This is a genomic window from Streptomyces actuosus, from assembly GCF_016921115.1.
Taxonomy (GTDB): Bacteria; Actinomycetota; Actinomycetes; order Streptomycetales; family Streptomycetaceae; genus Streptomyces; species Streptomyces actuosus_A.
Genome location: NZ_JAFFZS010000004.1, coordinates 71,512 through 98,493 on the forward strand (window position 1 = coordinate 71,512; position 26,982 = coordinate 98,493).

Sequence of the window (26,982 nt, forward strand, 5' to 3'; positions counted from 1 at the left end):
GGTGATCGGGGAGCGGAACGGCCCGGCCTACCGGAGGGCGAGATCCCGCCGTAACGCGCGCGGCGGCACGAGCGGGTGGTGTGTCCGCATTCGGGATGCGGGCCCCACCACCCGCCGCCGGCTGCGTGATCTCCGGTTAACAGAGCCGGATGGCGCGCTCATCGGCCGAGAATGAACTTGCTTTCACAGGCGTCACACGGGCCGCCAGGTCCGCTCCATCTTCTGCGTGCCGCTGCGGGTCCGGTACGAGCGCTCCCAGGACGACGTGGCGCGCGGGTCCGTGCGGTCGGAGACGGTGTAGTAGTCCATCTGCGCCCGGTCGGTCGTGATGTCGAGGACGCCGTAGCCGTGCCGGTCGGTGTCGACCCAGTGGACGTGCCGGTTCGCGGCCCGTATCAGCGGCGAGAGGAGCGCCGAGATGGTGCCCTCGTGGGCGTTCACGTAGTCGTTGAGGTTGTCGGAGGTCATCGAGGTGATCACGAACTCCGTGGCCGCCGAGGGCGACAGCGGGTACGTCCCGGCGTCCACCGGCACGTCGTTCGCCCAGGACATGTGGATGTCGCCGGTGAGGAACACGGTGTTGCGGATGGCGTGGGAACGCAGGTGCGCCAGCAGTTCGCGGCGGTCGTCGGTGTAGCCGTCCCACTGGTCGGTGTTGAGCGCGATGCCCTCCTTGGGCAGCCCGAGCAGCTCGGCGAGCGGCCTGAACAGGTCGGCGGAGAGTGAGCCGATCGCGAAGGGGGAGATCATCACGGAGTTGCCGACCAGCCGCCAGGTGGTGTCCGACGCCGCCAGTCCGGCCTTCAGCCAGTCGAGCTGGGCCCGCCCGGTGATCGTCCGGTCCGGGTCGTCGACCGAACCGCTGCCGGTGGCGGCCTGCTGGGAGCGGAAGGAGCGCAGGTCCAGCAGAGAGAGGTCGGCGAGCCTGCCGAACCGCAGCCGGCGGTAGGTCGTGCCCGCGATCGCCGGGCGCACCGGCATCCACTCGAAGTAGGCCTGCTTGGCGGCGGCCTGACGGGCGGTCCAGGCGCCCTCGGCGCCCTCGGTGTGGTTGACCGCGCCGCCGGACCAGGCGTTGTCGGCGAACTCGTGGTCGTCCCAGATCGCCACGACCGGCGCCGTGGCGTGCAGCGCCTGCAGGTCGGCGTCGGTCTTGTACGTGCCGTGCCGGATCCGGTAGTCGGCCAGGGTGAGGATCTCGTGTGCGGGGGCGTGCCGGCGTACGACGGTCTTGCCGGCCGCGTAGTCGCCCGACGCGTACTCGTAGATGTAGTCGCCGAGGTGCAGCCAGGCGTCCAGGTCGCCGCGGGCGGCGAGATGGCGGTACGGCGCGAAGTAGCCGGCCTCCCAGTTGGCGCAGGAGACCACGCCGAAGCGCAGGTTGGCCACCGAGGCGTCCGCCGCCGGCGCGGTGCGGGTGCGCGCCACCGGGGAGTCGGTCCCGCCGGCAGAGAAGCGGAACCAGTAGTCGGTGGCCGGCGCGAGGCCGCGCACGTCCGCCTTGACGGTGTGGTCGGAGGCGGCGGTCGCGGTGACGGAGCCCTGGGCGACGATGTGCGTCATGGCCCGGTCCCGGGCGACGGCCCACTCGACCTCGGTGTCCGGGCCGGCACCCGAGCCGGGGGTCGCCTCCGGCGTCGGAGTCACCCGGGTCCACAGCAGGATGCCGTCGGGCAGCGGGTCGCCGGAGGCGACGCCGTGCAGGAACGCCGGCCCGCTCTCCGCTGCCCGGGCGGGCAGCGCCGCGGCGAGCGGAGCGGCGAGAGCGGCAGTGGCCGCCGCGGCCTTGACGACCGTACGGCGGCGCGGAGCATGCGAGTTGATGCCTTGTGAGGCTCTGTATCGACTGGTCACGACCGATCAGGTTACTGATCGGTACGAACGAGAGTGGGCGAACCGTTGAAAGTTCGCCCACTCTTCTTGCTCCAGTGGTCCGGCGTACGCCGAGCCCTCCGGCGGGAGCGGGAGGGCTACGCCACGCCCCGCTTGATCGCGCAGTACTTCGGCGTGCCCTTGGCTCCGTCCTTCACGCAGATCTCCACGGTCACGGTCTTGCCCTCCGGGATCTCCAGGTCGAGCCGCGCGCAGGAGTTGTTCGCCCCGTTGGCGTCCTCGAGCGGCACCCAGTGCGAAGCCTTGGAGTCGAGCCACCCGATGTGGCCGCTGGCCCGCATGCCGTCCGCCCGGTTGTCGCAGACGGTGAAGATCTCGCCGTATGCGTGGAAACCGGCCGCGGCGGAGTTCCACGGATCGGTCGTGTCGACGTAGACGTCCGTACCCGCCGCAGCGGGTCCGGCGGCGAGGATGACGGCCGCCGCGCCTGCGGCGAGTGCGCCGCCCAGTGCCTTCGCTCCGAACGTCACGGTTCCCCCTCGATCATGCAATGGTCAGTTGCATGTCATGTATATGCCGCTTGATCGAGAGGGTGCAAGATCATTTCAGGACGGGGTGTGGCCGGCGAACGCGCCGGTGACCACACCCTGTGCCGGACTGCTAGCCCTTCAGCGCCGCGTCGACCACCGTGTTGAACTCGTCGACCGTCATGGGCTGGTTGCCGGCCTCGGTGACCAGCTTCTTGCCGTCCATGACGAAGCTCGGGGTGCCGGTCACGTCGTCCTTGTTGGTGTCGAAGGCCTTCGACATGGCCAGCGCCCAGGCGTCGTACGTGCCGTTCTTCACGGCCGTCTGGAACGTGGTGTTGTTCTTGAGCTCGTCGACCGTGTCGGCGACCTTGATCAGGTAGTCGTCGCTCTTGAACTTGTCGTCGGTCTCCTCGGGGTGCCACTTCTCCGAGTACAGGGCCGACTTGTACTTCAGGAACGCCTCCGGGCTGACGTTCAGCGCGGCGCCGAGGGCGCTCACGGCGTTCTTGGAGCCCTCGCCCCGGGAGCCTATGTCTCCCTTGCTGAGGCGGTCGCCGTCGATGAACGTGCCACTGACGAACTGGATCTTGTACTTGCCGGCCTCGACGTCCTTCTCGACGGTGCTGCCGACGGCCTGCTCGAACGAGGCGCAGATCGGGCAGCGCGGGTCCTCGTAGATCTTGAGGGTCTTCTTCGCGCTGTCCTTGCCGATGACCACGGTCGTGCCGTCGGTGCCCGTCGTGTTCGCCGGGACGACGACCTTGTCCCCCTTCACGGCATCCCAGTGGCCGGGCTTGTTGGCCTGGACGACGGCGTAGCCGATGCCGCCCGCCGCGGCCAGCACGCCCGCGACCGAGAGGGCGACGACGACCTGCCGCTTGACCTTGGCCCGCTTGGCCTCGCGCTCGCGCTCTGCGCGCAGGCGCTCGCGCGCAGCCGTCTTCGCCGCCTGACTGTTCCGCTTGCTCATGGTGGTGTGTTCTCCCTGGGGGTCGTGCAGGTGTCTGCACGGGTGCGTCGTCGGTTTCGATGTGTCACGCGGGCGCGGGACGGTGACCGTGTCTCCGGCTCCGGGTGGTCGGCGGATGCCCGTGACCACAGGGGGCCGTCGCCGGATCCCGCCCTCGCCCTGGCCGCGGGCATGCGGGGACGCGTGCCGGGCCTCAGGCCGGGAGTGGTGCCGGTGGCCCTCGGCGTGCCTGGGTGTGGGCCAGGTGCCGGGTGCGGGGCGTGCGCGGCCGGTGCGCGGAGCGGGGCAGACGCGCGGAGAGCGTGCGGGCCGGGCGGACCGTCACCGCGGCCACCGCGAACAGCAGCGGGCGGAACGTCGTCGCGGCCGCGGTCCGGAGCAGTTGGGCCAGGGCCCGCTCACCCTTGCGGAGCCAGGCCGCCGCGATCAGGCCGACCGCGACGTGGGCGCCCAGGAGCAGCCAGGCCGCCACCGGGTCGGCGTGGCTGAAGAAGACGGTCGCCCGGTCGGTGTCCGCACCGGTGAGCTGGGCCAGCGGGGTGCCCACCCGGGTGCCGTCACCGCACAGGACGTCCCAGCCGACCGAGCGCAGAGGGCCCGCGAGCGGGCCGCCCGCGGCGCCGTAGCAGACGTGCTGGCCAGTGGTGAAGATCGTGTCGGCTGCCAGCTCCAGCGGGATCAGCAGGGCGGCGATCCGCCCGAAGCCGCGTTCGCGGCCCGCCATCGCGTACGCCAGCGCGAACACGGCTGCCGCGACGGCGGCCACCGTGTTCGCCGGCAGCGGGGACCGGGACAGCAGCACGTGCGACGCGGTGCTCAGCGTCACGACCAATGCCGTGAAGAGCGCCGCGCGCAGTGCCCTGAGAGGGGTCCCGGATATGTCCATAGCGAGGGAGAGTGTGTCATGCGCCGCCGTAAGGGACCCCTAAAGGGTCCCTGTGAGGCTGCCGGACGTCACAGACCCGGGATCCGTCCGTTGCGGAAGAGGTCCACGAAGATCTGGTGGTCGGCACGTGCGCGGGCGCCGTAGGCGTGTGCGAAGTCCACCAGCACGGGAGCGAAGCCCTCCTCGTCGGCCGCTATGGCGGCGTCGATGGCCCGCTCGGTGGAGAAGGGCACCAGCGACTCGCCCGAGGTGTCGTCCGCGGCGGCGTGCATCGTCGCCGTGGCCCGGCCCAGGTCGGCGACGACCTGGGCGATCTCCTCCAGGTCGTCGATGTCGTCCCAGCCCAGGTCCACCGCGTAAGGGGAGACCTCGGCGACCAGCTGGCCCGCGCCGTCCAGCTCGGTCCAGCCCAGCCACGGGTCGGCGTGCGCCTGCAGGGCGCGCTGGGAGATGACCGTGCGGTGGCCCTCGTGCAGGAAGTAGTCACGGATCGCCCGGTCGGTGATGTGCCGGGAGACGGCCGGGGTCTGGGCCTGCTTGATGTAGATCACGACGTCGTTCTCCAGGGCGTCGCTGTTGCCCTCCAGCAGGATGTTGTACGAGGGCAGCCCGGCGGACCCGATGCCGACGCCGCGGCGGCCGACGACGTCCTTCACGCGGTAGGAGTCGGGGCGTGCCAGGGACGCCTCCGGCAGGGTCTCCAGGTAGCCGTCGAAGGCGTCGAGCACCTTGTAGCGGGTGGCCGCGTCCAGCTCCACGGAGCCGCCGCCCGGCGCGAAGCGGCGCTCGAAGTCCCGGATCTCGGTCATCGAGTCCAGCAGCCCGAAGCGGGTCAGCGAGCGGGCGTCCCGCAGCGCGTCCAGCAGGGGGCCCTGGGCGGTGTCCAGGGTGAAGGGCGGCACTTCGTCGCTCTTGGCCCCGGTGGCCAGCGCGTGGATCCGCTCGCGGTACGCGCCCGCGTAGACGCGCACCAGCTCGGTGATCTGGTCGTCGCTGAGGGCCTTGGCGTACCCGATCAGGGCCAGCGAGGCGGCGAAGCGCTTCAGGTCCCAGGTGAAGGGGCCGACGTAGGCCTCGTCGAAGTCGTTGACGTTGAAGACCAGGCGGCCGTTGGAGTCCATGTACGTGCCGAAGTTCTCGGCGTGCAGGTCTCCGTGGATCCACACCCGGCAGGTGCGCTCGTCCAGGTACGGCCCGCGGCTCGTCCCGCTCTCGCCGCGCGCGGCGGACCCCGCCTCGACGTCGTGGTAGAAGAGGCACGCCGTACCCCGGTAGAACGCGAAGGCCGAGGCCGCCATCTTGCGGAACTTCACCCGGAACGCGGCCGGGTCGGCGGCCAGGAGCTCGCCGAAGGCGGTGTCGAAGACGGCGAGGATCTCCTCGCCGCGCTGCTCGCCGTTGAGCTGGGGAAGCGACATCCCGGGGTGCCTCCTGGTGCAGGTGGTGCGATCCGTGTACGACGGCCTCTCTGCCGTCTCCAACGCACGACGGTACGCGTGAGTGCCCGTCCGGTGTCAGTCCCGAGGCATAGACTTCGACGCTGACCCCGGAACTGTCCGCCTTCCCGTCGCCGAGTGTTTCCCCTGGAGGACTCACCGTGTCAAAGCCGCCGTTCACGCACTTGCACGTCCACACCCAGTACTCGCTGCTGGACGGTGCCGCGCGGCTGAAGGACATGTTCAACGCCTGCAACGAGATGGGCATGACGCACATCGCCATGTCCGACCACGGCAACCTGCACGGCGCGTACGACTTCTTCCACACCGCGAAGAAGGCCGGAGTCACCCCGATCATCGGGATCGAGGCCTACGTCGCCCCCGAGTCCCGGCGCAACAAGCGAAAGATCCAGTGGGGGCAGCCGCACCAGAAGCGGGACGACGTCTCCGGTTCCGGTGGTTACACCCACAAGACGATGTGGGCCGTGAACAAGACGGGCCTGCACAACATCTTCCGCCTCTCCTCGGACGCCTACGCCGAGGGCTGGCTGCAGAAGTGGCCCCGGATGGACAAGGAGACGATCTCCCAGTGGTCCGAGGGCATCGTGGCCTCCACCGGCTGCCCCTCGGGTGAGCTCCAGACCCGGCTGCGGCTCGGCCAGTACGACGAGGCCCTCAAAGCCGCAGCCGACTACCAGGACATCTTCGGCAAGGACCGCTACTTCCTGGAGCTGATGGACCACGGCATCGAGATCGAGCGCCGGGTCCGCGACGGCCTGCTGGAGATCGGCAAGAAGCTCGGCATCCCCCCCCTGGTCACCAACGACTCCCACTACACCTACGCGCACGAGGCGACCGCCCACGACGCCCTGCTGTGCATCCAGACCGGCAAGAACCTCTCCGACCCCGACCGCTTCAAGTTCGACGGCACCGGGTACTACCTGAAGTCCACGGACGAGATGTACGCCGTGGACTCCTCGGACGCCTGGCAGGAGGGCTGCGCCAACACGCTCCTCGTGGCCGAGATGGTCGACACGACCGGCATGTTCGAGAAGCGCGACCTGATGCCGAAGTTCGACATCCCGGAGGGCTACACCGAGGTCACCTGGTTCCAGGAGGAGGTCCGCCGCGGCATGGAGCGCCGCTTCCCGGGCGGCGTCCCCGAGGACCGCCAGAAGCAGGCCGAGTACGAGATGGACGTCATCATCTCGATGGGCTTCCCCGGTTACTTCCTCGTGGTCGCCGACTTCATCATGTGGGCCAAGAAGCAGGGCATCGCCGTCGGCCCCGGCCGAGGCTCCGCGGCGGGCTCGATCGTCGCCTACGCCATGGGCATCACCGACCTCGACCCCATCCCGCACGGCCTGATCTTCGAGCGGTTCCTCAACCCCGAGCGCATCTCGATGCCCGATGTCGACATCGACTTCGACGAGCGCCGGCGCGTCGAGGTGATCCGGTACGTGACGGAGAAGTACGGCGCGGACAAGGTCGCCATGATCGGCACCTACGGCACGATCAAGGCCAAGAACGCCATCAAGGACTCCGCCCGCGTCCTGGGCTATCCGTACGCGATGGGCGACCGCATCACCAAGGCCATGCCCGCCGACGTCCTCGGCAAGGGCATCCCGCTGTCCGGCATCACCGACCCCGAGCATCCCCGCTACTCGGAGGCGGGCGAGGTCCGGGGGATGTACGAGAACGAGCCGGACGTGAAGAAGGTCATCGACACCGCGCGCGGTGTGGAGGGCCTGGTGCGGCAGATGGGCGTGCACGCCGCCGGCGTGATCATGTCCAGCGAGACCATCACCGAGCACGTCCCGGTCTGGGTCAGGCACACCGACGGAGTGACCATCACCCAGTGGGACTACCCGAGCTGTGAGTCGCTCGGCCTGCTGAAGATGGACTTCCTGGGCCTGCGCAACCTCACGATCATGGACGACGCCGTCAAGATGGTGAAGGCCAACAAGGGGATCGACATCGACCTCCTGGCCCTCCCGCTGGACGACCCCACGACCTTCGAACTGCTCCAGCGCGGCGACACCCTCGGCGTCTTCCAGTTCGACGGCGGCCCCATGCGCTCGCTGCTGCGGCTGATGAAGCCCGACAACTTCGAGGACATCTCCGCCGTCTCGGCCCTGTACCGCCCCGGCCCGATGGGCATGAACTCCCACACCAACTACGCCCTGCGCAAGAACGGGCAGCAGGAGATCACGCCGATCCACCCCGAGCTGGAGGCCCCGCTCAAGGAGGTCCTGGACGTCACCTACGGCCTGATCGTCTACCAGGAGCAGGTGCAGAAGGCCGCCCAGATCATCGCGGGCTACTCGCTCGGCGAGGCCGACATCCTCCGCCGCGTGATGGGCAAGAAGAAGCCGGAGGAACTGGAGAAGAACTTCGTCATCTTCCAGGCCGGCGCCCGCAAGAACGACTTCAGCGACGAGGCGATCCAGGCCCTGTGGGACGTACTGGTCCCCTTCGCCGGCTACGCCTTCAACAAGGCGCACTCCGCCGCGTACGGCCTGGTGTCGTACTGGACGGCCTACCTCAAGGCGAACCATCCGGCCGAGTACATGGCCGCACTGCTGACGTCCGTCAAGGACGACAAGGACAAGTCGGCGGTCTACCTCAACGAGTGCCGCCGCATGGGCATCCGGGTGCTCCCGCCCAACGTCAACGAGTCCGAGGCGAACTTCGCCGCCCAGGGCGACGACGTGATCCTCTTCGGGCTGTCCGCCGTGCGCAACGTCGGCACCAACGTCGTCGAGGCGATCATCAAGGGCCGCAAGGCCAAGGGCAAGTACGCCTCCTTCCCCGACTACCTCGACAAGGTCGAGGCGGTGGTCTGCAACAAGCGCACCACCGAGTCGCTGATCAAGGCCGGCGCCTTCGACACCATGGGCCACACCCGCAAGGGCCTCACGGCGCAGTACGAGCCGATGATCGACAATGTGGTCGCGGTCAAGCGCAAGGAGGCCGAGGGGCAGTTCGACCTCTTCGGCGGCATGGGGGAGGACAGCGGCGACGAGCCGGGCTTCGGGCTCGACGTGCAGTTCACCGAGGAGGAGTGGGACAAGACCTATCTGCTCGCCCAGGAGCGCGAGATGCTCGGCCTGTACGTCTCGGACCACCCGCTGTTCGGTCTGGAGCACGTGCTGTCCGACAAGGCCGACGCGGGCATCGCCCAGCTCACCGGGGGCGAGCACGCCGACGGCGCGGTGGTGACCATCGGCGGCATCATCTCCGGTCTGCAGCGCAAGATGACCAAGCAGGGCAACGCCTGGGCGATCGCCACGGTGGAGGATCTGGCCGGCTCCATCGAGTGCATGTTCTTCCCCGCGACCTACCAGCTGGTCTCCACCCAACTCGTGGAGGACGCCGTCGTGTTCGTCAAGGGCCGCCTCGACAAGCGCGAGGACGTGCCCCGGCTGGTCGCCATGGAGCTGATGGTCCCGGACCTGTCGGCCGCGGGCGCCAACGCGCCCGTCGTGCTCACCATCCCGGCGGTGAAGGTGACCCCGCCGATGGTGAGCCGGCTCGGTGAGATCCTCAGTCATCACAAGGGCGACAGCGAGGTCCGGATCAAGCTCCAGGGCCCGACCCGGACCACCGTCCTGCGCCTGGACCGGCACCGGGTCAAGCCGGACCCGGCCCTCTTCGGCGACCTGAAGGTGCTGCTCGGCCCGTCCTGCCTGGCGGGCTGACCGGAACGCCGGGGCGCCGGAACGCCGACCGGTGCGAAGGGCGCGACCAGCGCCCACGGGCCGAAAGCCGGACAAGGGCGAGCGGCTGGATCGTGGACGCGAGGGGCGCACCCGGGTTCGGGTGCGCCCCTCGTGTGTGCCTGGGCCGCAACGGCCCGTCAGGCAGATGTCAGTTGTGGCCGAAGCGCTTCTGCCGGCCCTTGCGGGCCACGTCGCCGGGCGTCACCGGGGAGGCGCCGTGCTCGGCGGGCGGCTCCATCACCGCCTGCTCGGCTGCGTGCTGCCCACGTGTGGACTGCGGCTGCTTGCGGTCACGGTTCTTGTTCTTGGCCATGGGGATCTGCCTCCTGCGGGGGACTCGGGGCCAGGGCCGCGACCAGATTCACACAAGCCGACAAAGAGTGCATGTCGGATAATTACCGTGTGTGACAGGGGTGATCGGCGGCAGCTGAATCGAAACGCCACGCCGAAGATCGAGTTCCGGCCGTTAACCTCCGCGCGGTCGGGCAGACTCGAAGCAAGCCCGAAGCAAACCTCCCGGAAAGAGGGTGGATCGCGTGGACCGCTGCATCGTCCTGGTGGACGCCGGGTATCTGCTGGGGGCCGCCGCCAGTCTCCTCGCCGGGGAGCCGTCGCGCTCCCGCATCACCGTCGACCATTCCGCCCTCATCCAGGGTCTGCGTGAACGCGCAGAGTCCGACACGCAGCAGCCCCTGCTGCGCATCTACTGGTTCGACGGCGCCCCCGACCGCGTCCCGCAGCCCGAGCACCGCCGGCTGCGCGTCATGCCCCGGGTCACCGTCCGGCTGGGTGCCCTGACCCGCAGCGACGGCCGCTGGGCCCAGAAGGGCGTCGACGCCGCCATGCACGCCGAGCTCACCGAGCTCGCCCGCAACCGGGCCTGCTCCGACATCGTCCTCGTCACCGGCGACGGCGACCTGCTGCCCGGCATGATGGCCGCCAAGGAGCACGGCGTCGCCGTCCACCTGTGGGCCGTCCAGGCCGCCGACGGCGACTACAACCAGTCCGAGGACCTGGTCGCCGAGGCCGACGAGCGGCGCGTGCTGGACCGCACCTGGATCACCAGGGCCGTCCGCGCCAGGGAACTCGGCGGAGTGTGCGCTCCGCCGCCCGCGCCCCGCCCCGAGATCGCCGCGATCCTCTCCGCGCCGCTGCCGGAGTCCGCGATCCCCGCGACCGCGCCCGAGCGGCCCGCCGAGGAGCCGCAGCATCCGGCGCCGACCGCCGCCCAGAACGGCTCACAGGAGCGCCTCCCCGCGCCGAAGGGCGTCCCCACCCCCAAGGACCTCGCCGAGCTGCGGGCCGGTGCGCACCCCGCGCAGCCGCCCGCCACCGCCACCCTGCGCTGGTCCTCAGACAAGGGCTGGGTCGACCGGCCCGGCGGTGCCGCTGAGCCGCCCGAGGTGGCCGCCATGCCGACGCTCGCCCAGCTGACCACCGCCGAGCAGCGCTGGGCGGACCGGGAGGAGGACATCACCACCGTCGGCGGAGACCCGTACGAGGTCGGGCAGGTCTTCGCCCGCCGCTGGATCTCCCGCCTCGGCGACCAGGGCCAGCTGCAGAGGCTGTCCGGCATGTACCCGCGTGTCCCGCACCGCATCGACGGTGAGCTGCTGCGCTACGCCGCCCGCTTCGGCCTGCTCACCCACAAGGACGACCAGATCGACGAGCACGACCGCTACGCCATCCGGGCCGGATTCTGGCGCGAGATCGATGTGCGGACCGCCGCGGAGCACGCGCCCGCGGGCGAGTGAGCGGCTGCGGCAGCCCGCCCCGGACGCGTGCGGAGGCGCCCGACCCCGTAGGCTCGTTCCTTGTGAGTACGCGCGCCGCACCGGTCATCGGGGACAGAGACGATGTCGTGTGCGCCGTGCGCGGACTGACCAAGACCTACCCGGCGGTGCGCGCCCGCCGCAACGCCCCCGGCACCCCCGCCGTGCGGGCCACCGACGACGTACGGCTGGACGTCCGCAGGGGTGAGGTCTTCGGCCTGCTCGGGCCGAACGGGGCCGGCAAGTCCACCCTGGTCCGCCAGCTGACCGGCCTGATGCGGCCCGACACCGGCAGCGTGGAGATCCTCGGCCACGACATCGTGCGCCACCCCGAGCGCGCCGCCCGCATCCTCGCCTACCTCGGCCAGGACTCCACCGCGCTCGACGAGCTGACCGTCTCCCTCGCCGCCGAGACCACCGGCCGGCTCCGCGGTCTGGACGTCCGCCGGGCCCGCGCCGAGCGGGACGCCGTGCTCGACGAACTCGGCCTCGCCGTGATCGCCGGGCGCCCGCTGAAGAAGCTGTCCGGCGGGCAGCGGCGGCTGGCCTGCTTCGCCGCCGCCCTGGTGGGGGAGAGGCCCCTGCTCGTGCTGGACGAGCCCACCACGGGCATGGACCCGGTGGCGCGCCGGGCGGTGTGGTCGGCCGTCGACCGGCGGCGTGCCGAGAACGGCACGACCGTCCTGCTGGTCACCCACAACGTCATCGAGGCCGAAACCGTCCTCGACCGGGTCGCCGTGCTGGACCAGGGCCGGATCATCGCCTGCGACACGCCCGCCGGCCTCAAGGAGCAGGTCGCCGACGAGGTGCGGGTGGAGCTGGTGTGGCGCGAGCGGGCGCCCCTGGAGGTGCCGGAGGTCGCCGCGCTGCGTGACCGCGCCGCCGAGTCCGGGCGCCGCTGGACGCTCCGGCTGGTCCCCGAGGAGGCCCGTACCGTGGTCGCCACGGTCACCGGCGGAGCCGCCTTCGCGGCCCTCGACGACTTCACGCTTGCCACGCCCAGCCTGGAGGACGTCTACCTGTCGCTCGGCGGTGCCGCACGGCAGGGGCTGGTGAAGGCATGAGCGCAGCACGCGCCGGATCCGTAGAGGACGGCGGGACAGCCGTAGCGAAGAGGAGCAGCTCCACGTGAGTGTCGTACCCGCCGAGGTGGTGCCGGGCAGGACCCGGGGCGCGGGCGAGACGGCCCCGGGCCGGGCCGAGCTCGGGCCGCGTGCGCGGCTGTGGCCGTCGCTGGCTGCCGTCTACCGGGCGCAGCTGTCCCGGGCCCGGGTGGCGCGGATCCCGCTGCTGTTCGTGGCGACGTTCCAGTCCATCGGCATCCTGGTCATGATGCGCGGGGTGGTGGACGGCGGCAGCGAGGCCGAGTCCGTGGTCGCGGGGTCGGCGGTCCTCGTCGTCGCCTTCGTCGCGCTGAACCTCCTCGCCCAGTACTTCGGCCAGCTGCGCGCCAGCGGCGGGCTCGACCACTACGCCACGCTGCCCGTGCCGCCCGCCTCGGTCGTGCTGGGCGCGGCCGCGGCCTACGCCTCGTTCACCGTGCCGGGCACGGTCGTCACCGCGGTGTTCGGCTGCCTGCTGTTCGGTCTGCCGATGACCCACCTGTGGGTGCTGGCGGCGGTGGTCCCGCTGTCGGGCGCCGCGCTGTCGGGGCTTGGCGCGGCCTGCGGCCTGCTGGCCCCGCGGCCCGAACTGGCCACCCTCCTGGGCCAGCTGGGCATGTCGGCGGCGCTGCTGCTCGGCGTCCTGCCGGCCGACCGGATGCCGGAGGCCGTGCGGCTGGTACGGGACCTGCTGCCGTCCACGTACGGCGTGGAGGCACTCGCCCGCACCTTCGGCGCGCATCCGGACTGGGCGTTCGTGGCCGGCGACCTGGCCGTGTGCGCCGGGGTCGGGGTGGCCTCGCTGGCCGTCGCGACGTGGGCGTACCGCCGGGCAGCCGTCCGATGACGCGCCGCCGAGGCGTACCTGGCACGATGTGGGGGTGACCGCACCGCTGACTCCGCCGCCGCCGCACGAACCCTCCGCGCAGGGATCCCCGAAGCACTGGCCGCCGTCACCCGGTGGGTACGGGTTCGGGCATCCCGCGCTGCCCGATGCCGCGTACGGACAGGACGGGCCCGGCATGAAGACCGAACTGCGGGAGGCCGCCGTGGTCACGGTGGCGGTGGCCGTCACCGGGGCACTGCTCGGCGTGCTGTGGTGGTGGCTGGCGCCCCACGTGCCGCTCGTCGGGGCGGAGACCGACGGCAGCTGGGTCGTCTACCTCAAGGACAGCGAGGGCGAGCAGGCGATCGGGGTGGACGGCACGTTCACCCTGCTGGCGCTGGCCTTCGGCCTCGTCAGCGCTCTCGCCGTGTTCGCCTGGCGGCGGCGCGGGGGCGTCCCACTGGTGGTCGGCCTCGGCCTCGGCGGGCTCCTCGGCGCGCTGCTGGCATGGCGGGTCGGCGTCTGGCTCGGGCCCGCGGACGACGTGCTCGCCCAGGCGAAGGCCGTGGGCAAGGGGGTCACCTTCTCGGCGCCGCTGAAGCTGTCGGCGAAGGGGGCACTGCTGGCCTGGCCGCTGGCGGCACTTCTCGTCCACCTGGGGCTGACCGCGCTGTTCGGGCCCCGCGATCCCGAGCCGCCCTACAGCCTGCCGCCGGCCTGAGCGCTGCGCTGGACGTGCCGGGGTGTGGCGTCGGCCGCCCGTGGCGCTGCGGTGGCCCCTCGCGCAGTTGCCCGGGTCCCTTCGGGGCGCTGCCGAACAGCCCGGCGTCCTGAGAAGGTCGGACCCGGTCCACTGCGGTGCCCGACCGGGTGACCTTCGGCGCCGCGGGGGCGCGAGGGGTTCCGGCCGTGCGGCCGGAGGGCCCAGTGCCGCACCAGGCGACGTTCGCCCCGTCGCGACGCCCGGCACGCACTCTCGCTGCACCGGACGAAAGCCCGAGTACATCCAGGTACGAGGGCTTCCGGCCGGTACACCGGGAGCACGCACCGGACGCCGCTCCTCGACGGGCGAACGTTGCCCGCCGCGGCACTAGGCGCGGCCGATCGGCGCGAGGGTCGCGTCGGTGAGAGAGGTCAGGTCCCCGGGGGCCAGTTCGACCTCCAGGCCACGGCGGCCCGCCGAGACGCAGATCGTGGCGTGGACTGCGGCCGAGTCGTCCAGGACCGTGGGGAGCCTCTTGCGCTGGCCGAGCGGCGAGATACCGCCGCGGACGTAGCCCGTGGTGCGCTCCGCCAGGACCGGGTCGGCCATCGCGGCCCGCTTGCCGCCCACCGCCGCCGCCAGTGCCTTCAGATCGAGCTGGCCGGCCACCGGCACCACCGCCACCGTCAGGGTTCCGTCGACGTCCGCGACCAGGGTCTTGAAGACCCGGTCGGGCGAGACGCCCATCGCCTCGGCCGCCTCCTCGCCGTAGGAGGGGTGGGCCGGATCGTGGTCGTAGGCGTGGACCGTGTACGTCACGCCCGCCGCCGTGAGCGCCACCGTCGCCGGGGTGCCGCCGGACTGCTGCTTCTTCGACTTCTTCGCCATCGGGTTTCCAGGGCTCGGTTCGGACGGGCTTCGGCGGGACGGGCCTGCGTGCCTACGGCCTTCGCCCGCCCCTCGCACGGACTCCGCCGTGCGGACGTCGGCGGGGGCGGGACACGCGGCCCAGGGGGACGGCGGGCGGGTCGGCCGCGGGTACCCGCCCGGCTCGGCGGCGCCTCAGTTCAGGCTCGTCGGTCCGCGGGTCAGCTCCGACGCGGGCAGCGAGGGCAGGTTGCGGATGATCGCCGTCTCGGCGCGCAGGAGCTTCAGCTCGTCGCGCAGCCGGGAGGCGGTGTCCGGGGCCTGCAGGAGCCGCTGCTTGGTCGGCGTGTCCAGCATCATGGCGGCGGCGACCAGATACGACACCACCGACGGCTCGTCCGGCAGGTCCGCGCCGGTCGACAGCGACCGCTCGCGCGCCCCCGCCAGCCGCTTCTGGTACTGGCGGAACGCTCGCAGCACCCCCTCGGCCAGCGCCCCCGCCCCGTCGCCGACCTCCTCCTCCAGCGGCTCCAGCTCCGCCGTCAGGAACGGGCCCCCGGCGTCCACGGACTTCACCCGCACCCGGGTCGTCCCCGTCGCCAGCACCTCGAACGTGCCGTCGGGCCGCTCCCGGACCGTCGCCGCGTCGGCGATGCACCCGACACCGTGGAGCGACCGCACGGGGTCCGGACCGAAACCGGCCGCCGGACCGCGCTCGGGCACCGCCGTCGGATCGGGCAGGCCCGGCTCGCTGGGCGCGACCTCGTGACCGTCCCGGATCGCCACGACGGCGAACCGGCGCGGTTCGTCCTCAGGGGTCTTCAACAGGGCGCGCATCATGGCGCGATATCGCTCCTCGAAGACGTTCAGAGGAAGCACAAGACCCGGGAACAGCACCGAGTTCAGGGGGAAGAGCGGCAGCCGGACGGTGGTCACGACGCAAAAGCCTAATGGCCGACGGAGCGCGCACGTCCGCCGTCCCCTCCGCGTGCGGCCTCCGGTGGTCCTTCCGACGGTGCCGGCCCACCCCCACGCACCCCTTCGGGAGGCGGTGCGGCGGAACGTCCGACACCCCCTCCCACGGGGGAACCGAGGCAGAGGAACGGCCGCCCGTGCCCTGCCCGTGAGGGGGCGCCTCAGCTGCGTTGCAGCGACCGGGTCGCCCCCGCCGCCACCGTCGTCGCCAGGATCCAGCCGAGGAGGACCATCGCCGCCGCCAGCCACTGCCAGCCGCCGCCGAGCTGCCACCGGCCGGCCTGGCCGAGGTCGATGACCGGCAGCAGCAGATCGAGGGCGAGCAGCGCAGGGTTCCACTCGGGCGGCCCGTCGCCCCGGGCCGGCGGGCGGTGGGCGTGCGCGAAGGCCAGGGTCCCGGCCGCCCACAGCACCGCCATCCAGATCGCGGCCCGGCCCGGCCGGTAGCCGTAGGCGACCGCCCAGTCCTGGGCGTACCCCCACAGCTTGGCGGCGGGCGGCAGGGTCTCACGGCGGCGCCGCTGCTTGGCGAGCAGCACCTCGCGCGCGTCCTCGTCCTCCCCGGCGGCCCGCAGCACTGCGGCCAGCCGCTCGTACGGCTCGGGGTTGTACTCGGCGGTCGCCGCGGCGATCCACCCCAGCCGTGTCTCCAGCGGGAACGGGCCCTGGGGCACCAGACTCTCGTAGCTGAAGCCGCCCATGTGCAGGCGGCCGGGACCGGGCCAGGCGCCCGCCCGGTCCACCAGGTTGACGATGCGTGCCCCGGACAGCACGATCGTGCCGCGCGGCGGCCGGTCCCCGAGGAAGCGCAGTTCGGGCGTCTGCACCCGGCGCAGCGACAGCTCCTGCTCGTCGGTGAGGGCGAACCGGGCTCCTTCGAGGTCGACCGCGTCCCCGAACCGCCCGTCGTCCAGCCGCACCCCGCCCCGGCACTCGAACCGCTGGATGCGCGTGCCCTGGGCCGGTGTGGTCCCGCTCAGCGCCTGCCCGCCGACGCCTGCCGGGGTCAGGTACAGGGTGCGCTCGACGGTCAGCTGGGGGGCGTTGAGCGCGAGCCGCGCGTGCGGGTTGGCCAGTCGCGCCCCGCGCAGGCTCAGCGAGACCCCGACGGTGGCGCTGCGCAGGCTCAGCTCGCCGTAGGCCTCCAGCATCTCCGCCTGGAGGTCCTGCCCGACGGTCATGCCGTCCCCGGAGATCGAGCGTCCGCTGCGGTCCCGGTGCACGACCGCCTGGTTGAGCAGCAGATCGGTGCCGATGTGCGCGTCGGTGAGGCGGACGCCGTTGTGGAAGCGGCAGCGCGGCAGATGCAGGTCGCCCTCGGTGCGCAGCCGGGCGCCCTCCAGGCGCGGCACCGAGCAGTCGACCAGCCGCACGGTCGTGAAGTGCGCCTCCGGCAGCCGGACCTCCCGCTCGAAGCGGCAGCCTCGCATCTCGACGTACGGCGCGACCGTGCCGCCGGCCAGGTCGAGGGTGCCCCCGATCTGGACGCCGGCGAGCTTGAGGGAGGAGACCCGGCCGGACAGGGCGGGCGGGCCGTCCAGCAGCAGCCAGGCGACGATGCGCGCCCGCACCGTCCGTTCGGGCCCCCAGGGGTGCCCGCCGTGCGGATCGTCCACGACCGGGTCGCCGGCGCTGAGGTCGTACAGGCTGCCGTTGCGGAAGGCCTGCCACATGCCGGCCTCCGCCGCGGTCAGGTCGTCCGGCAGGTCCCCGGCGAGCGGGCCGGCCCCCTCGGTCACGGTGCGTCCCTTCCTCCCCTGCTACTCCCGGGTACGTCTTCGTACAGGCGTTCATGCCCGCTGGGTGACGTCCCGAACACCGGACGTGAAGGAGATCTTCCGCCCCCGGCCCGGACCGCGCCCTGCCCGCCTCCCGTCCGCGCCCCGCCCCGGTGCGGCCCGGAGCCCGGCCCGGCTCCCGGTCCGGTCCGGTCCCGTTCTCCGCGTCGCCGTCCGGCCGCGTACCGGGCGGCGCAGGGGCACGGCCGGTCCGGAGCGGCGACGCGCGTATCAGCCACTGATACGGCGGAACGGGCGCCGTCTCGGGTCTGCGAGAATTGAGACCGTGATCTCCCGAATCGATCTGCGCGGCGACGCCCTTCCCGAGGGCCCCGCCCTGCGCGACCTGCTGCCCCGAGCCGACTTCGACGTTCAGGCCGCCCTGGAGAAGGTGCGCCCGATCTGCGAGGCCGTGCATCATCGGGGCGACGCGGCGCTGATCGACTTCGCCGAGAGGTTCGACGGCGTCCGGCTCGACCGGGTGCGGGTGCCCGCCGAGGCCCTCGCCCGCGCCCTGGAGGACCTCGACCCGGCCGTGCGCGCGGCCCTGGAGGAGTCCGTCCGCCGCGCCCGCCTGGTCCACCGGGAGCAGCGCCGCACCACCCACACCACACAGGTCGTGCCCGGCGGCACGGTGACCGAGAAGTGGATCCCGGTCGACCGGGTCGGCCTGTACGCGCCCGGCGGCCGGTCGGTCTACCCGTCGTCCGTGGTGATGAACGTCGTCCCGGCGCAGGAGGCCGGCGTCGAGTCGATCGCGCTCGCCTCACCCGCCCAGGCCGAGTTCGGCGGACTGCCGCACCCGACCGTCCTCGCCGCGTGCGCCCTGCTCGGCGTCGACGAGGTGTACGCCGCCGGAGGCGCCACCGCGGTCGCCATGTTCGCCCACGGCACCGAGTCCTGCCCGCCCGCCACCATGGTGACCGGCCCGGGCAACATCTGGGTCGCCGCCGCCAAGCGCTACTACACCGGCAAGATCGGCATCGACGCCGAGGCCGGCCCGACCGAGATCGCGATCCTCGCGGACGCCACGGCCGACCCGGTGCACGTCGCCGCCGATCTGATCAGCCAGGCCGAGCACGACCCGCTCGCCGCCGCCGTCCTCGTCACCGACTCCGCCGAACTCGCCGACGCGGTGGAGCGGGAGCTCCAGCCGCAGGTCGAGGCGACCAAACACATCGACGACCGGATCGTCCCCGCCCTGAAGGGAACGCAGTCCGCCGTCGTCCTGGTCGACGGAGTCGACGAAGGCCTGCGCGTGGTCGACGCCTACGGCGCCGAGCACCTGGAGATCCAGACCGCGGACGCCGCCGAGGTCGCCGACCGGGTCAGGAACGCCGGCGCGATCTTCGTCGGGCCGTGGGCGCCGGTGTCGCTGGGCGACTACGCCGCCGGCTCCAACCACGTCCTGCCCACCGGCGGCTGCGCCTGCCACTCCTCGGGCCTGTCCGTCCAGTCCTTCCTGCGCGGTGTCCACATCGTCGACTACACGCGGGAGGCGCTCGCCGAGGTCGCCCACCACGTGGTGACGCTGGCGGAGGCGGAGGACCTGCCGGCGCACGGCGCCGCGATCAAGGCGCGGTTCGGGTGGAAGGTGCCGACGGGCAAGTGAGCGACGTGAGGATCGACGACCTCCCGGTACGGGACGAACTGCGCGGCAAGACGCCCTACGGCGCGCCCCAGCTGGACGTCCCCGTCCGGCTGAACACCAACGAGAACCCCTACCCGCTGCCCGAGCCGCTGGTCGAGCGGATCGCCGAACGCGTCCGGGAGGCGGCCCGCCACCTCAACCGCTACCCGGACCGGGACGCGGTGGAACTGCGCACGCGGCTGGCCAGGTACCTGACGGACACCTCCGGCCACCCGGTCGGCACGGCCGAGGTCTGGGCGGCCAACGGCTCCAACGAGGTCATCCAGCAACTGCTGCAGACCTTCGGCGGGCCCGGCCGCACGGCCATCGGCTTCGAGCCCTCGTACTCGATGCACGCCCTCATCGCGCGCGGCACCGGCACGGGCTGGATCTCCGGCCCCCGGGGCGAGGACTTCTCCATCGACCTGGAGGCCGCCGAGAAGGCGATCGCCGAGAACAGGCCCGACGTCGTCTTCATCACCACCCCCAACAACCCCACCGGCAACGCGGTCCCGCCGGAGACGGTCCTCGCGCTGTACGAGGCGGCGCAGGCGGCCAAGCCGTCGATCGTGGTCGTCGACGAGGCGTACGTCGAGTTCAGCCACGGCGACTCGCTGCTGCCCCTGCTCCGGGGACGGCCGCACCTGGTCGTCTCCCGCACCATGTCCAAGGCCTTCGGCGCCGCCGGCCTGCGCCTGGGCTACCTCGCGGCCGATCCGGCCGTCGTCGACGCCGTCCAGCTCGTGCGGCTCCCGTACCACCTGTCGGCCGTCACCCAGGCGACCGCGCTGGCTGCGCTGGAGCACACGGACACCCTGCTGGGCTACGTCGAGCAGCTGAAGGCCGAGCGGGACCGGCTGGTCGGCGAACTGAGAGCGATCGGCTACGAGGTCACGGCGTCCGACGCCAACTTCGTGCAGTTCGGACGGTTCGACGACGCCCACGAGGCCTGGCGGAGGATCCTCGACCGGGGCGTCCTGGTCCGGGACAACGGCGTGCCGGGGTGGCTCAGGGTCACCGCCGGCACCCCGGAGGAGAACGACGCGTTCCTCGACGCGGTACGTGAACTGAAGAAGGAGCACAGCGCATGACTCGCGAGGGACGCCTCGGAAGAATCGAGCGGACGACCAAGGAGACGTCCGTCCTCGTCGAGATCGGCCTCGACGGCACCGGGCGGACGGACATCTCCACCGGCGTCGGGTTCTACGACCACATGCTCGACCAGCTCGGCCGGCACGGTCTGTTCGACCTGACCGTGAAGACCGAGGGCGACCTGCACATCGACTCCCACCACACCATCGAGGACACGGCCCTCGCCCTGGGCGCCGCCTTCAAACAGGCCCTCGGCGACAAGGTGGGCATCTACCGCTTCGGCAACTGCACGGTCCCGCTGGACGAGTCCCTCGCCCAGGTCACCGTCGACCTGTCAGGCCGCCCCTACCTCGTGCACACCGAGCCCGAGAACATGGCGCCGATGATCGGCGAGTACGACACCACCATGACCCGGCACATCCTGGAGTCCTTCGTCGCCCAGGCGCAGATCGCGCTGCACGTGCACGTGCCCTACGGGCGCAACGCGCACCACATCGTGGAGTGCCAGTTCAAGGCGCTGGCCCGGGCCCTGCGCTACGCCAGCGAACGCGACCCGCGTGCGGCCGGCATCCTTCCCTCCACGAAGGGCGCGCTGTAACCCCATGAACGGACTGTCGACCCTGCTGATCGTCGTCGGCCTCTTCCTCGTCGGCGGCATCATCTCCTTCGTCAAGCAGCAGATGCCCAGGAGCCTGATCGTGCTGCTGTCCATCGGCGCGGCCATGTGCCTCGTCGCGGGCGTGATGAGGCTGGAGGTGTGGAATTGAGCAGCCCGAAGAAGGTCGTCGTCTTCGACTACGGCTTCGGCAACGTGAGGTCCGCCGAGCGCGCCCTCGCCCGCGCCGGCGCCGAGGTCGAGATCACCCGCGACTTCGACACGGCCATGAACGCCGACGGTCTGCTCGTGCCGGGCGTGGGCGCCTTCGCCGCCTGTATGAAGGGCCTGAGGGAGGCCCGCGGGGACTGGATCGTCGACCGCCGGCTCGCCGGCGGCCGGCCGGTGATGGGCATCTGCGTCGGCATGCAGATCCTCTTCGCCCGCGGGATCGAGCACGGGGTGGAGACCGAGGGCCTGGACGAGTGGCCCGGCGTGGTCGGGCCGCTCCAGGCCGACGTCGTGCCCCACATGGGCTGGAACACCGTCGATGCCCCGGCCGGCTCGGAGCTGTTCGCCGGCCTGGACGACGACGCCCGCTTCTACTTCGTGCACTCCTACGCCGTCCACGACTGGACCCTGCAGACCGAGAACCCGCTGATGACCGCTCCCCGGGTCACCTGGGCCAGGCACGGCGAGCCCTTCGTGGCCGCCGTGGAGAACGGGGCCCTGTGGGCCACGCAGTTCCACCCCGAGAAGTCCGGCGACGCCGGAGCGCAGCTGCTGATCAACTGGATCGGAACCCTCTGATGGCTTCGAAGCTCGAACTCCTCCCCGCCGTGGACGTCCGTGACGGCCAGGCGGTCCGACTGGTCCACGGCGAGTCCGGCACGGAGACCTCGTACGGCTCCCCCCCGGAGGCGGCCCTCGCCTGGCAGCGGGCGGGCGCCGAGTGGCTGCACCTGGTCGACCTGGACGCCGCCTTCGGCACCGGCGACAACCGGCGGCTGATCGCCGAGGTCGCCGAGCGCATGGCGGACCTGCAGCTGAAGGTGGAGCTGTCCGGCGGCATCCGCGACGACGCGTCCCTGGCCGCCGCCCTGGCCACCGGCTGCGCCCGCGTCAACCTCGGCACGGCCGCCCTGGAGTCCCCCGAGTGGGTCGCCGGGGTCATCGCCCAGCACGGGGAGAAGATCGCGGTCGGCCTCGACGTCCGCGGCACCACCCTGCGCGGGCGCGGCTGGACCCGGGACGGCGGCGACCTGTACGAGACGCTGGAGCGCCTCGACAAGGAGGGCTGCGCCCGCTACGTCGTCACCGACATCGCCAAGGACGGCACGCTCCAGGGCCCCAACCTGGAGCTGCTGAAGAACGTGTGCGCGGCGACGGACCGCCCGGTCGTGGCGTCCGGCGGGGTGTCGTCGCTGGACGACCTGAGGGCCATCGCCGAGCTGGTGCCCCTCGGTGTCGAGGGCGCCATCGTCGGGAAGGCCCTCTACGCAAAGGCGTTCACCCTGGAAGAAGCCTTGGAGGCTGTGTCGTCATGACGTCCGATGCCGTACGGCGGGTGCAGAGCGGAACTCCCTGGGAAGAGACTTTCGGATTCGCACGCGCCGTCGCGGCCGGCGATCGCGTGCTGGTGGCGGGCACCACCGCCTTCAAGGGAGACGTGCTCTACGGCGAGGGCGACCCGTACGAGCAGGCCAAGGTGTCCTTCACCAGCGCGCTGGACGCGATCGCCGAGCTCGGGCTGGGGCCCGAGTCGGTGGTCAGGACCAGGATCCATCTGTCCCATCAGCGCGACGTCGACGAGGTGGGCCGCGCCCACAAGGAGTTCTTCGACGCCGTCCGGCCGGTCGCGACCGTGCTGGTCGTGGACGGCTTCGTCGACCCGCGCATCCTGGTCTCGGTGGAACTCGAAGCGTATAGAGGAGCCGTGGATTCATGACCCTGGCGGTCCGAGTCATCCCCTGCCTGGACGTGGACGACGGCAGGGTCGTCAAGGGCGTCAACTTCCAGAACCTGCGCGACGCGGGCGACCCCGTCGAGATGGCGAAGGTGTACGACGCCGAAGGCGCCGACGAGCTGACGTTCCTGGACATCACCGCCTCGTCGGGCAACCGCGAGACCACGTACGACGTGGTGCGCCGCACCGCCGAGCAGGTGTTCATCCCGCTGACGGTCGGCGGCGGCGTCCGCACCGCCGAGGACGTGGACAAGCTGCTGCGCGCCGGCGCCGACAAGGTGGGCGTCAACACGGCCGCGATCGCCCGGCCCGACCTGATCCGGGAGATCGCCGAGCGGTTCGGGCGCCAGGTGCTGGTGCTGTCGGTCGACGCGCGCCGCACCCCCGAGGGCACCTTCGAGGTGACCACCCACGGAGGCCGGCGCGGCACCGGCCTCGACGCCGTCGAGTGGGCGCACCGGGCGGCGGAGCTGGGCGCCGGCGAGATCCTGCTGAACTCGATGGACGCCGACGGCACCAAGGACGGCTACGACCTGGAGATGATCGCGGCCGTCCGCAAGCACGTCACCGTCCCCGTGATCGCCTCCGGCGGCGCCGGCCGGCTCGCCGACTTCCCGCCCGCCGTCGCGGCGGGCGCGGACGCGGTGCTCGCCGCGTCCGTGTTCCACTTCGGCGACCTGCGCATCGGGCAGGTGAAGCAGGCGCTGCGGGAGGCGGGTCACCCGGTGCGGTGACCGCGTCCCGCGGGGGAGTCCCGGGGCGCCCGCGTCAGATGCCGAGGGCCTTGGCCTCGTGCAGCTTGGCGACGGCGTCCTCGTCGCCCTCCAGCACCACCTTGGCGGCGCTCTGCCGGCCGTAGGCGAACAGCAGCAGCTCCGACGGCTCGCCGGTCACCGTGACGACCGGCGTGCCGCGGCGGGCGACCGCGGTCTGGCCGTCCGGGCGGCGCAGGACAAGGCCGGTCGGGACGCCGCGGCCCATCAGGCGGGCGCTGCGCTCCAGCCGCGACCACAGGGCGTCCTGGAAGACCGGGTCGAGCGCGCGGGGCGTCCAGTCCGGTTGGGCCCGGCGCACGTCTTCGGTGTGGACGTAGAACTCGACCGTGTTCGACGCCTCGTCGATCTGCTTGAGCTGGAACGGCGAGAAACGCGGCGGGCCGGTGCGGATCAGCTGGAGCAGCTCCTCGTACGGCTTGGCCGCGAACTCCTGCATCACCTTGTCCAGGCGGGAGGCGAGCTGCTTGATCAGGATGCCGCCGGCGGCATCGGGGCGGCGCTCGCGCACCACCACGTGCGCGGCGAGATCGCGGGTCAGCCAGCCCTCGCAGAGGGTCGGCGCGTCTGGACCCGCGGTCTCCAGGAGATCGGCGAAGAGGAGACGTTCACGCTGGGCGAAGGTCGACATGCAGTCAGCCTACGACCGCGTAGCAGGTCCGCCCAGTGGACACAGGGCCCTCCCACCGGTGCCGCACGGCACAATGACCCCATGACCAGCACGCCCCCTCCGTCCAGCCGGCTGGATCCGGCGATCGCCGCCCGCCTCAAGCGCAGCACCGACGGGCTCCTCCCCGCCATCGCCCAGCAGTACGACACCGGGGAGGTGCTGATGCTGGGCTGGATGGACGACGAGGCGCTGCACCGCACCCTGACCACCGGCCGGTGCACGTACTGGTCCCGCAGCCGGCAGGAGTACTGGGTCAAGGGCGACACCTCCGGCCACTACCAGTGGGTGAAGTCCGTCGCCCTCGACTGCGACGCCGACACCGTGCTCGTCAGGGTCGACCAGGTCGGCGCCGCCTGCCACACCGGCGCGCGCACCTGCTTCGACGCCGACGTGCTGCACCGGGACGGCGGCGATTCGGGTACGACCGACTCCGGTCAGTAAGGTCTGCGGCCATGGACCTAGAGACGTTCCGCAAGCTGGCCGTAGACCGCCGCGTCATTCCGGTCACCCGCAAGCTCCTCGCCGACGGCGACACCCCGGTGGCGCTCTACCGCAAGCTCGCCGCCGAGCGCCCCGGCACCTTCCTGCTGGAGTCGGCGGAGAACGGCCGCTCCTGGTCCCGCTACTCCTTCGTCGGCGTGCGGTCGGCCGCCGCCCTCACCGTGCGCGACGGCCGGGCGCACTGGCTCGGCACCCCGCCCGTCGGCGTCCCCACCGACGGCGACCCGCTCGCCGCCCTGCGCGCCACCCTCCAGGCCCTGCACACCCCGCACCAGGAGGGCATGCCGCCGTTCACCGGCGGCATGGTCGGCTACCTGGGCTACGACATCGTGCGGCGCCTGGAGAAGATCGGCCCCGGCGAGCGCGACGACCTCGGGCTGCCCGAGCTGACCATGCTGCTCACCAGCGATCTCGCCGTCATGGACCACTGGGAGGGCTCGGTCCTGCTGATCGCCAACGCGATCAACCACAACGACCTGGCCACGGGTGTCGACGAGGCGTACGCGGACGCCGTCGCCCGGCTCGACACGATGCAGGCCGACCTGTCCCGCCCCGTCGCCCAGCCACCGGCCGTCCTGCCGCCCTCCGAGCTGCCCGACTACACCGCCCGCTGGGGCGGCCCCGACTTCCAGCGGGCCGTGGAGGACGTCAAGGAGCGCATCCGTGCCGGCGAGGCCTTCCAGGTCGTCCCCTCGCAGCGCTTCGAAACACCGTGCCGGGCGAGCGCGTTGGACGTCTACCGGGTCCTGCGGACCACCAACCCCTCGCCGTACATGTACCTGTTCCGGTTCCCGGACGGGGAGGACGGGGCGTTCGACGTCGTCGGCTCCTCGCCCGAGGCCCTGGTCAAGGTCGAGGACGGGCGGGCCATGGTCCACCCCATCGCCGGCACCCGGTGGCGCGGCGCGACCCCGCAGGAGGACAACGCCCTCGCCGAGGAACTCCTGGCCGATCCCAAGGAACGCGCCGAGCACCTCATGCTGGTCGACCTCGGCCGCAACGACCTGGGCCGGGTCTGCGAACCCGGTTCCGTCGAGGTCGTGGACTTCATGTCGGTCGAGCGGTACTCGCACGTCATGCACATCGTCTCCACGGTCACCGGCACCGTGGCCGAGGGCCGCACCGCCTTCGACGTCCTGACGGCGTGCTTCCCCGCGGGCACCCTCTCCGGCGCCCCCAAGCCGCGCGCCATGCAGATCATCGACGAACTCGAACCCTCCCGGCGCGGCCTGTACGGCGGCTGCGTCGGCTACCTCGACTTCGCCGGCGACTCCGACACCGCCATCGCCATCCGCACGGCCCTGCTGCGCGACGGCACCGCGTACGTCCAGGCGGGCGCCGGCATCGTCGCCGACTCCGACCCGGTCGCCGAGGACACCGAGTGCCGCAACAAGGCGGCGGCCGTCCTGCGCGCCGTGCACACCGCCAACCGGCTGGGCGGGTAGGCGTCCCGAGCGGCAATGGGGCGCGGATCACGTGAGCCCCGGGTGACGTACGGCCCGGGGTTCGGGTGATAGTGGAGGACGTGACTGCCGTACCCCACCCCCGATCCGACGCCGCCGCCCCCAGCCGGTCCGGCCGCCGCAGCCTCGCCCTGGCCCTCCTCTTCGGCGCCCTCGGCGCGGCCGTGGCCCTGCTCGCGACCCGGCAGCAGTGGGCGCAGGGCACCGCGACGGTGGCCGGTGGCGCCTTCCCCCTCACCGCCAGGGGCAGCGACGTCACCGGCGTCCCCGCGGCGCTCGCCGTAGTGGGACTGGCCGCCCTCGTCGCCGTCTTCGCCGTCCGCCGCGCGGGCCGTGTCCTCGTCGCCGCCCTCCTCGCCCTGTCCGGGGCCGGCATCGCCGCCGCGGCCCTGATCGGTGCCGCCGACCGCGCCGCCCTCGACGACAAGGCCGCCCAGGCGGCCGGCGACACCTCGGCCACCGTCGGCGCCCTCAGCCATACGGCCTGGCCCTACGTCGCCGCCGCGGGCGGCCTGCTCATCCTCCTGGCCGGTCTGCTCGCCCTGCGCTACGGCCGCCAGTGGCCCGGCATGTCCGGACGCTACGAACGCGGCGGCGCCCCCCGTCCACGCCGCAGCGCCCGGCCCACCGACCCGGAGCGGCCCGAGGAGCTGTGGAAGGCCCTCGACCGCGGCGAGGACCCGACCGGCACCGATCCGGCCCCGGGCCGGCCGTAGCGTCCCCGGCGGCGCGTCCCGAAGCGGGCGGGAGACCGACGGCGGCGCCCGGCCCGGCGCACGGCGGCCACCCCCGCTCACCGCATCCGCGCGCGTGCGGGAGAATGGAAGCGGACTGAGCGCAGGGCTCGGACCCGTACGACATGTGGCGTGACACGCGCGACACGCGTGCACG

General features: G+C 72.2%; 26 protein-coding genes. 16 read left to right on the forward strand and 10 right to left on the reverse strand.

Annotated elements, in window-relative coordinates:
- Positions 1 to 192: 192 nt before the first annotated feature.
- From JS756_RS07290 to JS756_RS07310, 5 genes are all read right to left on the reverse strand, one after another.
- Positions 193 to 1,854, reverse strand: coding sequence for an alkaline phosphatase D family protein (locus tag JS756_RS07290; RefSeq protein ID WP_205382156.1), 1,662 nt, complete (start codon positions 1,852 to 1,854; stop codon positions 193 to 195).
- 116 nt (positions 1,855 to 1,970) lie between these two features.
- Positions 1,971 to 2,363 carry a hypothetical protein gene (locus JS756_RS07295; protein WP_205382157.1) on the reverse strand — a complete coding sequence of 131 codons (393 nt, stop codon included), beginning with the start codon at positions 2,361 to 2,363 and terminating at the stop codon, positions 1,971 to 1,973.
- 130 nt (positions 2,364 to 2,493) lie between these two features.
- Positions 2,494 to 3,333 carry a thioredoxin domain-containing protein gene (locus JS756_RS07300; RefSeq protein WP_205382158.1) on the reverse strand — a complete coding sequence of 280 codons (840 nt, stop codon included), beginning with the start codon at positions 3,331 to 3,333 and terminating at the stop codon, positions 2,494 to 2,496.
- Between the two features lie 193 nt (positions 3,334 to 3,526).
- Positions 3,527 to 4,219 carry a hypothetical protein gene (locus JS756_RS07305; protein ID WP_205382159.1) on the reverse strand — a complete coding sequence of 231 codons (693 nt, stop codon included), beginning with the start codon at positions 4,217 to 4,219 and terminating at the stop codon, positions 3,527 to 3,529.
- Positions 4,220 to 4,287: 68 nt separating this feature from the next.
- Positions 4,288 to 5,637, reverse strand: coding sequence for a DUF2252 domain-containing protein (locus tag JS756_RS07310; protein ID WP_205382160.1), 1,350 nt, complete (start codon positions 5,635 to 5,637; stop codon positions 4,288 to 4,290).
- 179 nt (positions 5,638 to 5,816) lie between these two features.
- Between JS756_RS07310 and dnaE the strand changes: the two genes are divergently transcribed.
- Positions 5,817 to 9,356, forward strand: coding sequence for a DNA polymerase III subunit alpha (gene dnaE / locus JS756_RS07315; protein WP_205382161.1), 3,540 nt, complete (start codon positions 5,817 to 5,819; stop codon positions 9,354 to 9,356).
- Between the two features lie 169 nt (positions 9,357 to 9,525).
- On the opposite strand, the gene JS756_RS07320 is transcribed toward dnaE, so the two are convergent.
- Entirely contained in the window at positions 9,526 to 9,690 is a 165-nt protein-coding gene (locus JS756_RS07320; RefSeq protein ID WP_205382162.1) for a hypothetical protein, read from the reverse strand.
- A gap of 223 nt (positions 9,691 to 9,913) precedes the next feature.
- On the opposite strand from JS756_RS07320, the gene JS756_RS07325 reads away from it, so the two are divergent.
- The 4 genes from JS756_RS07325 (at position 9,914) to JS756_RS07340 (ending at position 13,799) form a co-directional block, all read left to right on the forward strand.
- Positions 9,914 to 11,131 (forward strand): NYN domain-containing protein, encoded by a 1,218-nt coding sequence (locus JS756_RS07325; RefSeq protein ID WP_205382164.1) that lies wholly within the window; start codon positions 9,914 to 9,916, stop codon positions 11,129 to 11,131.
- A gap of 107 nt (positions 11,132 to 11,238) precedes the next feature.
- On the forward strand, positions 11,239 to 12,213 hold the full coding sequence (locus JS756_RS07330) for an ABC transporter ATP-binding protein (RefSeq protein WP_205382384.1): 975 nt from the start codon (positions 11,239 to 11,241) through the stop codon (positions 12,211 to 12,213).
- Between the two features lie 64 nt (positions 12,214 to 12,277).
- Positions 12,278 to 13,099, forward strand: coding sequence for an ABC transporter permease (locus tag JS756_RS07335; protein ID WP_205382165.1), 822 nt, complete (start codon positions 12,278 to 12,280; stop codon positions 13,097 to 13,099).
- A 34-nt stretch (positions 13,100 to 13,133) separates the two neighbouring features.
- Positions 13,134 to 13,799 (forward strand): AAA family ATPase, encoded by a 666-nt coding sequence (locus JS756_RS07340; protein ID WP_205382166.1) that lies wholly within the window; start codon positions 13,134 to 13,136, stop codon positions 13,797 to 13,799.
- Positions 13,800 to 14,168: 369 nt separating this feature from the next.
- Here the strand turns inward: JS756_RS07340 and ybaK are convergent, their stop codons facing one another.
- From ybaK to JS756_RS07355, 3 genes are all read right to left on the reverse strand, one after another.
- Positions 14,169 to 14,669 (reverse strand): Cys-tRNA(Pro) deacylase, encoded by a 501-nt coding sequence (ybaK, locus tag JS756_RS07345; protein ID WP_205382168.1) that lies wholly within the window; start codon positions 14,667 to 14,669, stop codon positions 14,169 to 14,171.
- A 174-nt stretch (positions 14,670 to 14,843) separates the two neighbouring features.
- On the reverse strand, positions 14,844 to 15,584 hold the full coding sequence (locus tag JS756_RS07350) for an LON peptidase substrate-binding domain-containing protein (protein ID WP_205382170.1): 741 nt from the start codon (positions 15,582 to 15,584) through the stop codon (positions 14,844 to 14,846).
- Positions 15,585 to 15,784: 200 nt separating this feature from the next.
- Complete coding sequence (locus JS756_RS07355; RefSeq protein ID WP_205382171.1) at positions 15,785 to 17,362, reverse strand: oxidoreductase; 1,578 nt, start codon at positions 17,360 to 17,362, stop codon at positions 15,785 to 15,787.
- A gap of 325 nt (positions 17,363 to 17,687) precedes the next feature.
- Here JS756_RS07355 and hisD point away from each other — a divergent pair, with 325 nt between their 5' ends.
- Genes hisD through hisF form a run of 8 tightly spaced genes read left to right on the forward strand, consistent with a single transcriptional unit; the run spans position 17,688 to position 23,418 of the window.
- Positions 17,688 to 19,013, forward strand: coding sequence for a histidinol dehydrogenase (gene hisD, locus JS756_RS07360; protein ID WP_205382172.1), 1,326 nt, complete (start codon positions 17,688 to 17,690; stop codon positions 19,011 to 19,013).
- Positions 19,010 to 20,122 (forward strand): histidinol-phosphate transaminase, encoded by a 1,113-nt coding sequence (locus JS756_RS07365; protein WP_205382173.1) that lies wholly within the window; start codon positions 19,010 to 19,012, stop codon positions 20,120 to 20,122. The genes hisD and JS756_RS07365 overlap by 4 nt, the downstream gene beginning before the upstream one ends.
- Entirely contained in the window at positions 20,119 to 20,721 is a 603-nt protein-coding gene (hisB, locus tag JS756_RS07370; protein ID WP_205382174.1) for an imidazoleglycerol-phosphate dehydratase HisB, read from the forward strand. The genes JS756_RS07365 and hisB overlap by 4 nt, the downstream gene beginning before the upstream one ends.
- A gap of 4 nt (positions 20,722 to 20,725) precedes the next feature.
- The gene (locus JS756_RS07375; RefSeq protein WP_205382175.1) at positions 20,726 to 20,890 is read left to right on the forward strand and encodes a CG2302 family histidine operon protein; all 165 of its coding nucleotides are present in this window, start codon (positions 20,726 to 20,728) and stop codon (positions 20,888 to 20,890) included.
- Positions 20,881 to 21,528, forward strand: coding sequence for an imidazole glycerol phosphate synthase subunit HisH (gene hisH, locus JS756_RS07380; protein WP_205382176.1), 648 nt, complete (start codon positions 20,881 to 20,883; stop codon positions 21,526 to 21,528). Before JS756_RS07375 ends, hisH begins: the two co-directional genes overlap by 10 nt.
- The gene (priA, locus tag JS756_RS07385) at positions 21,528 to 22,265 is read left to right on the forward strand and encodes a bifunctional 1-(5-phosphoribosyl)-5-((5-phosphoribosylamino)methylideneamino)imidazole-4-carboxamide isomerase/phosphoribosylanthranilate isomerase PriA (protein ID WP_205382177.1); all 738 of its coding nucleotides are present in this window, start codon (positions 21,528 to 21,530) and stop codon (positions 22,263 to 22,265) included. Before hisH ends, priA begins: the two co-directional genes overlap by 1 nt.
- Positions 22,262 to 22,666: a RidA family protein gene (locus JS756_RS07390; RefSeq protein WP_205382179.1), complete on the forward strand. Its 405-nt coding sequence runs from the start codon at positions 22,262 to 22,264 to the stop codon at positions 22,664 to 22,666. Before priA ends, JS756_RS07390 begins: the two co-directional genes overlap by 4 nt.
- Positions 22,663 to 23,418 carry an imidazole glycerol phosphate synthase subunit HisF gene (gene hisF / locus JS756_RS07395; RefSeq protein WP_205382180.1) on the forward strand — a complete coding sequence of 252 codons (756 nt, stop codon included), beginning with the start codon at positions 22,663 to 22,665 and terminating at the stop codon, positions 23,416 to 23,418. The genes JS756_RS07390 and hisF overlap by 4 nt, the downstream gene beginning before the upstream one ends.
- Before the next feature lie 34 nt (positions 23,419 to 23,452).
- On the opposite strand, the gene JS756_RS07400 is transcribed toward hisF, so the two are convergent.
- Positions 23,453 to 24,088 carry a TIGR03085 family metal-binding protein gene (locus JS756_RS07400; RefSeq protein WP_205382181.1) on the reverse strand — a complete coding sequence of 212 codons (636 nt, stop codon included), beginning with the start codon at positions 24,086 to 24,088 and terminating at the stop codon, positions 23,453 to 23,455.
- A gap of 81 nt (positions 24,089 to 24,169) precedes the next feature.
- On the opposite strand from JS756_RS07400, the gene hisI reads away from it, so the two are divergent.
- The 3 genes from hisI (at position 24,170) to JS756_RS07415 (ending at position 26,807) form a co-directional block, all read left to right on the forward strand.
- Positions 24,170 to 24,568 carry a phosphoribosyl-AMP cyclohydrolase gene (gene hisI, locus JS756_RS07405; protein WP_205382182.1) on the forward strand — a complete coding sequence of 133 codons (399 nt, stop codon included), beginning with the start codon at positions 24,170 to 24,172 and terminating at the stop codon, positions 24,566 to 24,568.
- An 11-nt stretch (positions 24,569 to 24,579) separates the two neighbouring features.
- Positions 24,580 to 26,073, forward strand: a complete 1,494-nt coding sequence (locus JS756_RS07410; RefSeq protein ID WP_205382183.1) for an anthranilate synthase component I — start codon at positions 24,580 to 24,582, stop codon at positions 26,071 to 26,073.
- Positions 26,074 to 26,144: 71 nt separating this feature from the next.
- Positions 26,145 to 26,807, forward strand: a complete 663-nt coding sequence (locus JS756_RS07415) for a TIGR02234 family membrane protein (protein WP_205382184.1) — start codon at positions 26,145 to 26,147, stop codon at positions 26,805 to 26,807.
- The last annotated feature ends 175 nt before the right edge of the window (positions 26,808 to 26,982 follow it).

Excerpts from the sequence above, each read along its gene's own strand:
- JS756_RS07300 (WP_205382158.1), bottom strand. The coding sequence starts at position 3,333 with ATGAGCAAGCGGAACAGTCAGGCGGCGAAGACGGCTGCGCGCGAGCGC.
- ybaK (WP_205382168.1), bottom strand. The coding sequence starts at position 14,669 with ATGGCGAAGAAGTCGAAGAAGCAGCAGTCCGGCGGCACCCCGGCGACG.
- JS756_RS07320 (WP_205382162.1), bottom strand. The coding sequence starts at position 9,690 with ATGGCCAAGAACAAGAACCGTGACCGCAAGCAGCCGCAGTCCACACGT.
- JS756_RS07305 (WP_205382159.1), bottom strand. The coding sequence starts at position 4,219 with ATGGACATATCCGGGACCCCTCTCAGGGCACTGCGCGCGGCGCTCTTC.
- hisI (WP_205382182.1), top strand. The coding sequence starts at position 24,170 with ATGACCAGCACGCCCCCTCCGTCCAGCCGGCTGGATCCGGCGATCGCC.
- JS756_RS07410 (WP_205382183.1), top strand. The coding sequence starts at position 24,580 with ATGGACCTAGAGACGTTCCGCAAGCTGGCCGTAGACCGCCGCGTCATT.
- JS756_RS07400 (WP_205382181.1), bottom strand. The coding sequence starts at position 24,088 with ATGTCGACCTTCGCCCAGCGTGAACGTCTCCTCTTCGCCGATCTCCTG.
- priA (WP_205382177.1), top strand. The coding sequence starts at position 21,528 with ATGGCTTCGAAGCTCGAACTCCTCCCCGCCGTGGACGTCCGTGACGGC.
- hisF (WP_205382180.1), top strand. The coding sequence starts at position 22,663 with ATGACCCTGGCGGTCCGAGTCATCCCCTGCCTGGACGTGGACGACGGC.
- JS756_RS07375 (WP_205382175.1), top strand. The coding sequence starts at position 20,726 with ATGAACGGACTGTCGACCCTGCTGATCGTCGTCGGCCTCTTCCTCGTC.
- JS756_RS07390 (WP_205382179.1), top strand. The coding sequence starts at position 22,262 with ATGACGTCCGATGCCGTACGGCGGGTGCAGAGCGGAACTCCCTGGGAA.
- hisB (WP_205382174.1), top strand. The coding sequence starts at position 20,119 with ATGACTCGCGAGGGACGCCTCGGAAGAATCGAGCGGACGACCAAGGAG.
- JS756_RS07310 (WP_205382160.1), bottom strand. The coding sequence starts at position 5,637 with ATGTCGCTTCCCCAGCTCAACGGCGAGCAGCGCGGCGAGGAGATCCTC.